11 protein-coding genes are annotated in these 12475 nt (G+C 68.0%); 8 read left to right on the plus strand and 3 right to left on the minus strand.

Going from position 1 to position 12475, the window contains the following annotated elements:
* Positions 1 to 248 precede the first annotated feature (248 nt).
* Positions 249 to 1055, minus strand: coding sequence for an FHA domain-containing protein (locus tag N440_RS10620; RefSeq protein WP_133935046.1), 807 nt, complete (start codon positions 1053 to 1055; stop codon positions 249 to 251).
* Positions 1056 to 1180: 125 nt separating this feature from the next.
* On the opposite strand from N440_RS10620, the gene N440_RS10625 reads away from it, so the two are divergent.
* The 3 genes from N440_RS10625 (at position 1181) to N440_RS10635 (ending at position 3249) form a co-directional block, all read left to right on the plus strand.
* Positions 1181 to 1456: a polyhydroxyalkanoic acid system family protein gene (locus N440_RS10625; protein WP_005417302.1), complete on the plus strand. Its 276-nt coding sequence runs from the start codon at positions 1181 to 1183 to the stop codon at positions 1454 to 1456.
* Positions 1457 to 1536: 80 nt separating this feature from the next.
* The gene (locus N440_RS10630; protein WP_133935047.1) at positions 1537 to 2028 is read left to right on the plus strand and encodes a phasin family protein; all 492 of its coding nucleotides are present in this window, start codon (positions 1537 to 1539) and stop codon (positions 2026 to 2028) included.
* A 237-nt stretch (positions 2029 to 2265) separates the two neighbouring features.
* Positions 2266 to 3249 carry a restriction endonuclease gene (locus N440_RS10635; protein WP_133935048.1) on the plus strand — a complete coding sequence of 328 codons (984 nt, stop codon included), beginning with the start codon at positions 2266 to 2268 and terminating at the stop codon, positions 3247 to 3249.
* A 101-nt stretch (positions 3250 to 3350) separates the two neighbouring features.
* On the opposite strand, the gene hutC is transcribed toward N440_RS10635, so the two are convergent.
* The gene (hutC, locus tag N440_RS10640) at positions 3351 to 4079 is read right to left on the minus strand and encodes a histidine utilization repressor (protein WP_133935049.1); all 729 of its coding nucleotides are present in this window, start codon (positions 4077 to 4079) and stop codon (positions 3351 to 3353) included.
* A 28-nt stretch (positions 4080 to 4107) separates the two neighbouring features.
* On the minus strand, positions 4108 to 5478 hold the full coding sequence (locus tag N440_RS10645) for a formimidoylglutamate deiminase (RefSeq protein WP_133935050.1): 1371 nt from the start codon (positions 5476 to 5478) through the stop codon (positions 4108 to 4110).
* Between the two features lie 67 nt (positions 5479 to 5545).
* On the opposite strand from N440_RS10645, the gene hutI reads away from it, so the two are divergent.
* The 5 genes from hutI (at position 5546) to N440_RS10670 (ending at position 12423) form a co-directional block, all read left to right on the plus strand.
* Positions 5546 to 6769 carry an imidazolonepropionase gene (hutI, locus tag N440_RS10650; protein ID WP_133935051.1) on the plus strand — a complete coding sequence of 408 codons (1224 nt, stop codon included), beginning with the start codon at positions 5546 to 5548 and terminating at the stop codon, positions 6767 to 6769.
* On the plus strand, positions 6766 to 8307 hold the full coding sequence (gene hutH / locus N440_RS10655; RefSeq protein WP_133935052.1) for a histidine ammonia-lyase: 1542 nt from the start codon (positions 6766 to 6768) through the stop codon (positions 8305 to 8307). The genes hutI and hutH overlap by 4 nt, the downstream gene beginning before the upstream one ends.
* Entirely contained in the window at positions 8304 to 9158 is an 855-nt protein-coding gene (hutG, locus tag N440_RS10660; protein ID WP_133935053.1) for an N-formylglutamate deformylase, read from the plus strand. The genes hutH and hutG overlap by 4 nt, the downstream gene beginning before the upstream one ends.
* Entirely contained in the window at positions 9155 to 10822 is a 1668-nt protein-coding gene (gene hutU, locus N440_RS10665) for a urocanate hydratase (protein WP_133935054.1), read from the plus strand. Before hutG ends, hutU begins: the two co-directional genes overlap by 4 nt.
* A gap of 164 nt (positions 10823 to 10986) precedes the next feature.
* On the plus strand, positions 10987 to 12423 hold the full coding sequence (locus N440_RS10670) for a serine hydrolase domain-containing protein (protein WP_133935055.1): 1437 nt from the start codon (positions 10987 to 10989) through the stop codon (positions 12421 to 12423).
* Positions 12424 to 12475: the final 52 nt, after the last annotated feature.

Genomic DNA, 12475 nt, shown 5'->3' on the forward strand with positions numbered 1-12475 from the left:
CAGTGCACCAGCCTTGCGGCCTTGTGCGGCAAGGGAAATTTGGTTTCATCGGAATCCATTGGCCGCCAGCATGGTGCCGGCAGCCGCCGACCTTGGTCGGCGTACGCCGTCAGGCGTCAAGCCCGCAGAAGCAGCGTGCCGACCAAGGTCGGCACCTACCAGAGCTGTGTGCTGCCGGGCGTCGTGAGCCCTGATGGAGTGTGCCGACCAAGGTCGGCACCCTCCAGAGCGGCCCCTCTCGGTTCAGATCAGCGCGCGCCGAACCAGAGCAGCAGGCTGAGCAGCGCGGCCAGCAGCAGTGCGCTCACCAGCAGCCACGGCCAGCGCCGCACCTTGCGCGGCGTAGCCGGCAGCACCGGCGCCTGCTCCGCGTCCTGGCCGGACTCGTCCTCGGCCGGCAGCGGCCGACGGCGCGGGTCGTGCGGCACTTCCAGCACGAAACGGTGCTGGCCATCGAACACGACCTGGTCACCCGCCTGCAGCCAGCAGTGACGTACCGCCACGCCGTTGACCCGGGTACCTTCGGCATTGCCCAGGTCGCGAAGCAATACGCGCTCGCCGTGCACTTCCACCCGCGCATGCTGCTCGGCGAAGGCCGGATCATCGATGGCGATGTCCGCCTCGTTGCCACGGCCGATCAGGCGGGCCCGCGACAGGGTGAAGCTGCGACCATGGTGCAGGCCACCGACACCCCGCAGCAGGCGCTGCTGTTCGTCGGTGACCTCTTCGTTTTTCGGCGCCGGCGCCTGCAGCAGGCTTTCAACCTCGCCCTGCAGCACCATCTCCACGCCATCCACATACACTGCGTCGCCCGCACGCAGCAGGGCCATCCGGCGCACCGGCCGGCCGTTCACGTGGATGCCGCGGATACCGTTGCCGACCTGCAGCCAGAGGCCGCGGTCGTCCATGCAGAACTGCGCCAGCAGCAGGGCGCCGTTGCCGGCGTCGCCGAGCCGCACGCTGCCGTTGGCCTGGCGCACGATGCGCTGCACCCCGGGCCGCAGGGGCTGGTCGGGCTGTTGTTGCTGACTGAAGTGAACAAGCAGGTTCTGCACGCGGCGCAGCCTAGCAGGTTGGCCGCCAACGAAGAAGAACCTGCGATGAGTGCTTGGCGCGAAGGCCCTCGATGCGCACAATGCTCGCCCTCATTGATCATCCCCGCCCTGCGCCAGGAGCCTGCATGTCCACCATCGATGTCCGCCACGCCCACGCCCTGCCCGACGCACAGGCGCGCGCGGCAATCGAACAGGTTGCCGCCAAGCTGTCCGAGCGCTTCGGCCTGAAGTCCTCGTGGACCGCCGATGTGCTGAATTTCTCCGGCAGCGGCGTGGACGGCGCGATCGAACTGCAGCCGGGCGCCGTGCGCGTGACCGCCAAGCTGGGCTTCCTGCTGTCGGCGATGAAGGGCATGGTCGAAGGCGAGATCCAGCGCGTGCTGAAGGAAAAGCTGGGCTGAATCCCGGCGGCGGCCGTCACGGCCGTGCAACGCCAACGCGCGCTACTCTCGGGACAGGCCCAACTCCCACGGGAAGTGCGATGAACCGCTACGAAAACGACGACCGCCGCGACGACGACGCCTCTTTCGGTGACCAGGCCGAGCGCTTCTCGCGCAAGCTGAGCGACTCTGCGCAGCAGGTCTGGCTGGCCGGACTGGGTGCGCTGGGCCGTGCCCAGGCCGAAGGCAGCCGTTTCTTTGATGGCCTGGTGAAGGAAGGCGAGGCCTGGGAGTCGCGCCGCCGTGAACGCAGCGGCGAGCAGGGCCCGGGCTGGCGTGACAACGTGGAATCGTCGCTGGACGAAGCCCGCGAAAAGGCCTCCGGCACCTGGAACAAGGTCGAAAAAGCCTTCGACGACCAGGTGCAGGGCGTCCTCAAGCGCCTGCATGTACCCACCGCCGACGAACTGACGGCGCTGGAAGCCCGCATCGATGCCCTGCATGCGCGCCTGGCAAAGCTGGAGAACCGCGCCGCCTCCGGTGCCGACGCTCCCGCCCCGGGCAGCCATCAGTCACCGGACAGCGTGCCCTGACCGCCATTGTTGCAATGCAATAAATTTTGATTGACAATCGCGAGCAACCCGCCAATCGCTTCGGCTGCCGTTTGTTCCCTCCCCTCACGGCTTCAGGATTGGCGGGTTTTTCGTGTCCGTCGTATGCCGAATCTGCGTGCGCCGTCACGTTTCCTGTCAGGAACCTCCTGACCCAGCGGCGCGATACGACCTTTACACTGTCGTCTTCCGCACTCGCCCCCTCCGCGCACCTCCTGCATGCTCCCCTGGATCCTGGCCCTGCTGTCGGCCCTGTTTAGCTGTTCCCTTGCCGTTGTCTATCTGTGGTGGATCAAGCGGCGGCAGAAGGAGATGCAACTCGGCCTGCAGGCCCTGGCCGGCATGCACTGGCGCGAATTCTCGGTACTGGTCAAGCGCATGCTGCGCGAGCAGCGTGGCCTGCGTGAACTCAGCGATACGACGGAAGAATCGCGCGAGCCGAGCAGCGACTTCCTGCTCAGCGACGGGCCCAACACGTGGCAGGTGTCGTGCAAGCACGGCCTGGCCTACCGCATCGGCACCGCCGCGGTGAATGAGCTGGGCGCGGCTGCCCGCCTGGCCGGCGCCAGGGGCGGCATACTGCTGACCGAGGGCCGGATCGAACGCGATGGCCGCAGCGCCGCTGAGAAGCAGGCGGTTGAAGTGCTGGACGGCCCACGCCTGTGGCCACTGCTGCAACCCTACCTGCCGGGCGACATCGAAGCGCGCGTGCGCGCCAGCGCCCGGCATGAGGCGCTGCGCCGGATCGCCATAGCCGCACTGGGTTCGGTCACGCTCGGGTTGCTGGTGGGCCTGGGCCTGCAGGGGCTGCACAGGGAAGAGGCCAGGCCCGTGGCCCCCGCCCCCATGGCGGCCGCTCCTGCGGTCGCGCCTGCAACCGAGCCGGCCCCGGCCACTCCGGCCACTCCACCGGCCCCCTCGGACACAGACGCGCGCCGCAATCCGAACCCGGATGCGGCCACCCTGGATCGCTACCAGGCCGAGCTCGCCCGTGCCCTCGCCGGCAAGCCCGGCATCGCCAGCGGCGTGTGGCTGACCCGGCAGACCCTGGCGATCAACCGCACCGGTGAACTGGACGCGGTGTGGCCACGGGTCTGTGAGGAAGTGCTGCACTACCCCGCGCTGCGCAACGTGCGCATCCAGCTCAATGCCCGCCCCGGCGTGGATGAGCCGGTGCGCTGGCGGCAGTGCGCTACGTATTGATGAGGCAGCATCCACGCATGGCGTGGATCTACCCGTGGTTCGCACGCATTGCCTGATCCCAACCGGGATTCAGTAGATCCACGCCGTGCGTGGATGCGACCCTAGCGGGCCCCAGGCGCAAACCGCGCTACCAGGTCCCAGGCGTCGCCAAGGAACACCTGCCGCACGCGGGTGATCGGCTGTTCACCGCGCCAGGTCAGCCGCTCGATCACCAGGCAGGCGGTGCCGGGCTTCACCTCCAGCAGCTTGGCCGTGGCGGTGTCCGCGCCCCAGGCACTGATGCGGTGCTGGGCCCGGGTCCATGACACGTTCTGCAGCAGCCAGCTGCCCGGTGCGGTGGTGTTGAAATCGACCTCCAGCACCTCGGGCACGCCCACCGGGCTGATCAAGCGGTGTTCCAGTGCCAGCGGGCGACCATCGGCCAGGTGCAGGCAACGCATCGCCAGCAGCTTCTCTCGGCCCGCCAGCTCCACTTCACCGGCATTGCCGGTGTCGGCCAGGCGCAGCTCGCGTTGCAGCAGCCGGTAGCCATATTGATGGCCACGCGAACCGACCTCCATCGCGATATCGGGGATCTCCAGCGCCACCTGCTCCAGGTGCGGCGGCTGCCGCGCCACGAACGAGCCGGCGCGACGGCGGCGCTCGATCATGCCGCTCTCGGCCAGAGCGGTCAGCACCTTGTTCACTGTCATCCGCGAGCAACCGTACTGCTCCATCAGCTCGTGCTCGTACGGGATGCGGAAGCCCGGCGCCCACTCTCCGCTGAGGATGCGGCTTTCCAGATCGCTGCGGATACGCTGGTTGAGCGTGGCGGACTTGCTGGCCTTCACGTAATGGGGTCTCGGTGGCGGGAGGCGATCAGCCCAGCACGCCCTTCAGGGCGGCGGCGAAAGCGGTGGTGATCGCCTCGCGCTGCAGGTGGCGGCCGTCGGCCACGTACTGGCGGCCATGGCGCCAGACCGATCGCAGCGCGCCATTACGTGCGGCGAACACCCAGCTGTCAAGCCAGGCGTCGTCCTCTCGCGCCTGCAGCGCGGGATGCGCAGCGTCCAGTTCAACCAGGTCGGCACTGGCACCGACCTGCAGTCCGGCGGCCACGCCCAGTGCCTGTGCACCGCCGTGCAATGCCCCCTCGAACAGGAAGCGACCGGTGCTGCGGGTGGCATCCGGGGCCAGCACATTGCGCCCGCGCAGGGTCAGGCGCTGGCCGTACTCGAGCAGGCGCAGCTCTTCGGCGGCGTCGATCAGCACGTTGGAATCGGAACCGACACCGAAGCGACCACCTTCGCGTGCGAACGCCTGCATCGGGAACAGGCCATCGCCCAGGTTGGCCTCGGTGATCGGGCACAGGCCAGCCACGGCCTGGCTGGCCACAATGGCTGCGCGCTCGTCGTCGGTGATGTGGGTGGCATGCACCAGGCACCAGCGCGCATCCACCGGCACATGGTTGTACAGCCACTGCACCGGGCGCTGGCCGCTCCAGGCCAGGCAGGCCTCGACTTCGCGCACCTGCTCGGCGATGTGGATATGCACCGGGCCTTCGGTGAGCGGCAACAATGCACCCAGTTCCTCGCCCGTGACTGCACGCAGGCTGTGCGGTGCGATGCCGAGCACCGCATCGGGCAGCGCGGCCAATGCCGGCCTGGCGGCCTCCAACAGCTGCGCGAAGCCGTCCACATCATGGATCAAGCGACGCTGCGCGGGATTCGGCGCCGCACCGCCAAAGTCGGCATGGGCATAGAACACCGGCAACAGAGTCAGGCCGATGCCGGTCTGATCGGCGGCAGCGGCAATCCGCGCGCTCATCTCGGCGCGGTTGGCATACGGCCGGCCGTCGGCGTCGTGGTGCAGATAGTGGAATTCGCCAACGCGGGTGAAACCACTTTCCAGCATTTCCATATAGGCCTGGGCGGCGATGGCCTGCACCGCGTCCGGGCGCAGATGGGCCAGGAAGCGGTACATCAGTTCGCGCCAGCTCCAGAAACTGTCGCCGTCACCGCCGCCGATCTCGGTCAGGCCGGCCATGCCGCGCTGGAACGCATGGCTGTGCAGGTTGGGCAGGCCCGGCACCAGGATGCCGACCCGGGTATCGCCCGGCTGCGCACCCTCGCCCGTGCGGATGTCCGTGATGCGGCCGTCCTGCACCTGCAGCTGGACATCGCGGGCCCAGCCCCCGGCCAGCAGGGCGTGGGCGGCATGGAATCTGTGGGGGGAACGCGAATCGGACATGGCTGGACAACCCGAAATGGACGCCTATATTGTATAGACATATAAGCACAGCCGCGTTGTGGATGCCATGCACGTCGATACCCTCTGGTCCAACGTCCACCTGATCACCCTCGACGGCGACGGCCTGGGCGTCATCCGCGATGGCGTGCTGGCCTGCGCTGACGGGCGCATCGTCCATGTCGGCACCGCCGGCAGCGATGCCCACCTGCAACCGACCACCCGCATCGACGGCGAAGGCCGCTGGATCTCGCCGGGCCTGATCGACTGCCACACCCATCTGGTCTACGCCGGCAACCGCGCCAACGAGTTCGAGCAGCGCCTGCAGGGGGTCAGCTATGCGGAGATCGCCCGTGCCGGCGGCGGCATCGTCTCCACCGTGCGCGCCACCCGCGCCGCCACGCCGGAACAGCTGGCCCGCGAAAGCCGGCCGCGCCTGCTGGCAATGCGCGCCGAAGGCGTGACCACGCTCGAGATCAAATCCGGCTACGGCCTGACCCTGCCGGACGAACGCAAGCAGCTGCAGGTAGCGCGTGCACTGGGCGAGGAATGCCGGGTCAACGTGGTGACCACCTTCCTCGGCGCACACGCGGTTCCGCCAGGCCGCGAGGCCCAGGAGTACACCGACGAGGTGTGCAACGTGATGATCCCGGCCATCGCCGCCGAAGGCCTGGCCGAAGCGGTGGACGTGTTCTGCGAGAACATCGCCTTCTCGCCGGCGCAGGCGCGGCAGGTGTTTGAGGCGGCACGTGCTCACGGGCTGGCGGTGAAGATCCATGCCGAGCAGCTGAGCAATCAGCATGGCGCCGAACTGGCGGCCGGCTTCGGTGCGCTCTCGGCCGACCATATCGAACACCTCGATGACGCCGGCATCGCCGCGATGGCCGCCGCTGGCACCGTCGCAGTGCTGCTGCCCGGCGCCTTCTATTTCACCCGCGATACCACCCTGCCGCCGATCGCGGCGCTGCGTGCGGCCGGCGTGCCGTTGGCGCTGGCCACCGACAGCAACCCGGGCACCTCGCCCCTGACCAGCCCGCTGCTGGCGATGAACATGGGCGCCACCCTGTTCCGCCTGACCGTGGACGAGTGCATCGCCGGCTTCACCCGTGAAGCGGCGCGTGCGCTGGGCCATGGCGACCGTATCGGCCGACTGGTCGTGGGCATGGACTGCGACCTGGCGATCTGGGACATCGACGCCCCCGCCGACCTGGTCTATCGCATTGGATTCAACCCGCTGCACGCGCGCGTGGTGCGCGGACAGCCCGACCTGCCTGCCTCCTGGAGCAACACATGAGCAACACCCTGGTTCTTCGCCCCGGCCACGTCACTCTCGCCCAGTGGCGGCAGGTCTATCGCGGCGCGCCGCTGGCACTGGACCCGGCCGCGCTGCCGGTGGTGCGTGCCAGTGCCGCAGCCGTGGCCGCCATCGTCGCCAAGGGCGCGCCGGTATATGGCATCAACACCGGCTTCGGCAAGCTGGCCAGCGTGCGCATCGAGCGCGAGGACCTGGCCACCCTGCAGCGGAACATCGTGCTCTCGCATGCCGCAGGCGTCGGCGAACCGATGCCGGCCAGCGTGGTGCGCCTGATGATGGCGCTGAAGCTGGTCAGCCTTGCGCAGGGTGCTTCGGGCATCCGCGAGGACACCCTGCTGCTGTTGGAAGCGATGCTGGTCAAGGGCGTGCTGCCTGTGGTGCCGGCACAGGGCTCGGTGGGTGCTTCGGGTGACCTGGCACCGCTCTCGCACCTGGCCAGCGTGATGCTGGGCGTGGGCGAAGCCTTCATCGGCGACGAACGCCTGCCGGCGGTCGATGCACTGGCACGCGCCGGTCTGCAGCCGATCGAACTGGGCGCGAAGGAAGGCCTGGCGCTGCTCAATGGCACCCAGTTCTCCACCGCCTATGCGCTGGCGGGCCTGTTCGAGATCGAGACCGTGTTCCAGGCCGCGCTGGTGACCGGCGCACTGTCGGTGGAAGCGGCCAAGGGCTCCGATACGCCGTTCGACCCGCGCATCCACGCCATCCGTGGCCAGCGCGGGCAGATCGCCACTGCCGCCACGCTGCGCACGCTGATGCAGGGCTCGGACATCCGCGAATCGCACCGCGACAATGACGTGCGCGTGCAGGATCCGTACTGCCTGCGCTGCCAGCCGCAGGTGATGGGCGCCGCGCTGGACATCCTGCGCCAGGCCGCGACCACGCTGGAAATCGAAGCCAACGGCGTGTCCGACAACCCGCTGGTGTTCACCGATACCGGCGAAGCGCTGTCCGGCGGCAACTTCCACGCCGAGCCGGTGGCCTTCGCCGCCGACATGCTGGCGATGGCGGTGTGCGAGATCGGCTCGATCAGCGAACGCCGCCTGGCCATGCTTGTCGACCCGGCGCTGTCCGGCCTGCCGGCATTCCTGACCCCGCGCCCGGGGCTGAATTCCGGCTTCATGATTCCGCAGGTGACCGCCGCCGCACTGGTCTCGGAAAACAAGCAGCGCGCCTACCCGGCCAGCGTTGACTCGATCCCGACGTCGGCCAACCAGGAAGATCATGTGTCGATGGCCGCGCACGGCGCCCGCCGCCTGATGCAGATGGCCGAGAACGCAGCCAACGTGATCGGCATCGAGCTGCTGGCCGCCGCGCAGGGCTGCGACTTCCACGCCCCGCTGCGCTCCAGCGCCGCGTTGGAAAGCGTGCGCGCCACCCTGCGCGCGCAGGTGCCGACGCTGGAAGAGGATCGCTACTTCCACCCGGACATGGTGATCGCCACCAACCTTGTGCGCAGCGGCGCGCTGGCGCAGGGCCTGAGCGATCTGTTGCCGACCGTGGAACCGCAGGCATGAAGGCCCATCCCGAATGGCTGACCGTGCACGAGGGCGACGCCCCCCTCATCGTCAGCTTCCCGCATACCGGCAGCGAGCTGCCGCATGACCTGATCGACGACTATCACTCGCCGTGGCTGGCGCGCCGTGATGCCGACTGGTGGGTACACGAGCTGTACGACTTCGTGCGCGGCATGGGCGCGACCACGGTGCGCTCGGCGATCTCGCGTTCGGTGATCGATCTCAATCGTGATCCCAGCGGTGCCTCGCTGTACCCGGGCCAGAACACCACCGGCCTGTGCCCGCTGACCACCTTCGACAACCAGCCGCTGTACCACGCCGGGCGCGAACCGGATGAGGCGGAAATCGCGCGCCGCCGCGATACCTATTTCCTGCCCTACCACGATGCGCTGGCCGCGCAGATCACCCGCCTGCGCGCACGCCATGGCACCGTGGTGGTGTACGACGCGCACTCGATCCGCTCGCACATCCCGCACCTGTTTGATGGGGAACTGCCGCAGTTCAACCTCGGCACGGCGGGCCCGTCCGGTGCGCCGGACACCTCCTGCGACAACGCGTTGAGCGATGTGGTGGAGAACCTGCTGAGAATCAGTGGCATGAGCCAAGTGCGCAACGGCCGTTTCAAGGGCGGCTGGATCACACGCCACTACAGCAACGTCGCCGGCGGCGTGCATACCCTGCAGATGGAACTTGCCTGCCGCGGCTACATGCACGAGCCGCTGCCCGACCAGGTGGACGAACACAGCTGGCCTACCCCGCTCGACCCCGACCACGCCGCACCGCTGCGCCACACCCTGGCGCAGGTGCTCAATGCCTGCCTTGAATTCGCAACGAACCGGAGCGCCGCATGACCCGCAACGACCCGTCCCGCACCATTGCCGCGCCGACCGGCACCACGCTCAACGCCAAAAGCTGGCTGACCGAAGCGCCGCTGCGCATGCTGATGAACAACCTGCACCCGGACGTGGCCGAGCGCCCGCAGGAACTGGTGGTGTACGGCGGCATCGGCCGCGCCGCGCGCGACTGGGAGAGCTTCGACGCGATCGTCGAAACGCTCAAGCGTCTGGACGACGACCAGACCCTGCTGGTGCAGTCGGGCAAGCCGGTGGGCGTGTTCCGCACCCACGCCGACGCACCGCGCGTGCTGATCGCCAATTCCAACCTGGTGCCGCGCTGGGCCAACTGGGACCACTTCAACGAGCTGGATAAGAAGGGCCTGGCCATGTACGGCCAGATGACCGCCGGCAGCTGGATCTACATCGGCGCGCAGGGCATCGTGCAGGGCACCTACGAGACCTTCGTGGAGATGGGCCGCCAGCACTTCGGGGGCGACCTGACCGGCAAGTGGCTGTTCACCGGCGGCCTGGGTGGCATGGGCGGCGCGCAGCCGCTGGCCGCGGTGATGGCCGGCGCCTCGTGCCTGGCTGTCGAGTGCCGCAAGAGCAGCATCGACATGCGCCTGCGCACCGGTTACCTGGATACCTGGACCGACAACCTGGACGAAGCGCTGCGCCTGATCGACGAGTCGTGCAAGGCCGGTACGCCGAAGTCGGTGGGCCTGCTCGGTAATGTCGCCGATGTGCTGGCCGAACTGCTCAAGCGCGGCATCAAGCCCGACCTGCTGACCGACCAGACCTCCGCGCACGACCCGGTGAACGGCTACCTGCCGCAGGGCTGGACCGTCGAGCAGTGGGACGACAAGCGCGTATCCGCCCCCAAGGAAGTGGAGAAGGCTGCACGCGCGTCGATGGCCAACCACATCCGCGCCATGCTCGGCTTCCACGCGCTGGGCGTGCCGACCGTGGACTACGGCAACAACCTGCGGCAGATGGCGCTGGAAGAAGGCGTGGCCAATGCCTTCGACTTCCCCGGCTTCGTGCCGGCCTATATCCGTCCGCTGTTCTGCCGCGGCATCGGCCCGTTCCGCTGGGCCGCACTGAGCGGCGACCCGGAAGACATTGCCAAGACCGATGCCAAGGTGAAGGAACTGATTCCGGACAACCCGCACCTGCATCGCTGGCTGGACATGGCCGCCGAGAAGATCAAGTTCCAGGGCCTGCCGGCGCGCATCTGCTGGGTCGGCCTGGGCGACCGTGATCGCCTCGGCCTGGCCTTCAACGAAATGGTCGCCAACGGCGAACTGAAGGCGCCGGTGGTGATCGGCCGTGATCATCTGGACAGCGGCAGCGTGGCGTCGCCGAACCGCGAAACCGAAGCGATGGCCGACGGTTCCGATGCAGTGTCCGACTGGCCGCTGCTGAACGCCCTGCTCAATACCGCCAGCGGCGCGACGTGGGTATCGCTGCACCATGGCGGCGGCGTCGGCATGGGCTTCTCGCAGCACGCCGGCATGGTGATCGTCTGCGACGGCACCGAAGCCGCCGCCAAGCGCATCGGCCGCGTGCTGTGGAACGACCCGGCCACCGGCGTGATGCGCCATGCTGACGCAGGCTATGACATCGCGATCGACTGCGCGAAGGAAAAGGGACTGGATCTGCCGGGCATCCTGGGCTGATCGCAGGGGTGCCGGCCAGCGGCCGGCACTGCCGGGGACGCTCTGCCCTGGCACGTGTGGTAGTGCCGGCCGCTGGCCGGCTCTCCCTGATGCGGGAATCTGTGCGCTTGACCCGCTCTTCCGCCGTGACCAACATGCGCCATCACCGCTGACGGATCACCGCGATGTACCGCACCCTTGCTGCTGCATTGCTCTGCGCTCTCTTTGCCGCTCCCATCGCTTCCGCGCGTGACGTCCCCGGCGAGCTCCCTGCCCGCCTCGACGCCCAACTGCAGGCCAACCGCGAACGCTACGGTATTGCCGGCCAGGCGGTATTGGTCGCGCACAACGGGAACGTGCTCTATCAGGGCGCCAGCGGTGAACGCGACCCGGCCACGCATGCGCCCGCCACCGTCGATACCATCTTCGCCTCGCAGTCGGTGGCCAAACTGCTGACCAGCACGCTGGTGATGCAGCTGGTGGAACAAGGCAAGGTGGACCTGGATGCACCCGCCAGCCGCTATGTTCCGGGCCTGCCATCGGCATGGCAGGCCATCCCCGTGCGCGATTATCTCAACCACAGTTCCGGCATTGCCGAGTACTACGACCGCATGGACAATCGCTGGGTCAGCAAGGGCTACAGCGGCGTGGCACCCACCCTTGCCGACGCTCTGAAGGTGGCGGCTGCTGCACCGATGCAGTTCGCTACCGGCACCCGCGTGCAGTACACCCAGGCCAACTATCTGGTGCTGACGGCGCTGCTGGAAGCGCACTACCGCAAGCCCTACCCGGCCATCGCGCGCGAACGCATCCTGCAGCCGCTGAAGATGACCCGGACCTCATGGGGCGTGGCGAGCGTGCCCGCGCAGCGCGCGGCGGTACCGTACATCGGCAAGGACGGCACATTGCAGCCCGCCAACGAAGATCCGTGGCCGGACTACGGCTGGGGCCATGCCGATCTGCAGACCACCGTGGGCGACATGAACCGTTTCCTGCAGGCATTGGCGACCGGAAAGCTGGTGCGCACGGTGACGCTGAAACAGCTGTGGCAGCCACAGAAACTGAGCGGTGGCGGCAGCAACTTTTTCTCCACTGGTTGGGACACCACGCGCAGCGACGGCTACACCCAGGTCGGCCACGATGGCGGCACCCGCGTGCGGGTGCGGCTGGCCTACAAGGACACGCTGGCCAGTGGCTACTGGGTGTTCGTGTACCTGACCAATGGCAGCGCGCGCAATGTGTGGTCGAGCACGTTGGTGGAAAGCACGATGGCGGTGGCCGCGCCTGCCGAATTTCCGCATGCAGTGCTGGCGGAGCGACTGATCGCCTATGCGCAGGATGATGATGCCGGTGCCGCGCAGGCGATGCGAGCCTGGTTGCGCGACGACACCCGGATTACGGGCAACGACCTGGAGCGCGCGATCAATGCCAGCGGCTATGCCATCCGCGAGAGTCTGGGGGCGCGCAAGGCGCTGAAGGTGTTCACCCTCAATACCGAGCTGTATCCCGAGTCGGCCAATACCTGGGACAGCCTGGCCGAGTGCCATGCGGCGCTGGGTGAGAAGGAAACGTCTGATCGGCTGTATGCGAAGGCCAAGGCGATGGCGAAGCCTTCACCGTAAACCGATTGTAGAGTCGAGCCGCGCTCGACTCCGATGCAGAGAAGCAGTCGAG

Origin of the sequence: Stenotrophomonas sp. CC22-02, assembly GCF_004365115.1 — a bacterium.
Lineage (GTDB): Bacteria > Pseudomonadota > Gammaproteobacteria > Xanthomonadales > Xanthomonadaceae > Stenotrophomonas > Stenotrophomonas forensis.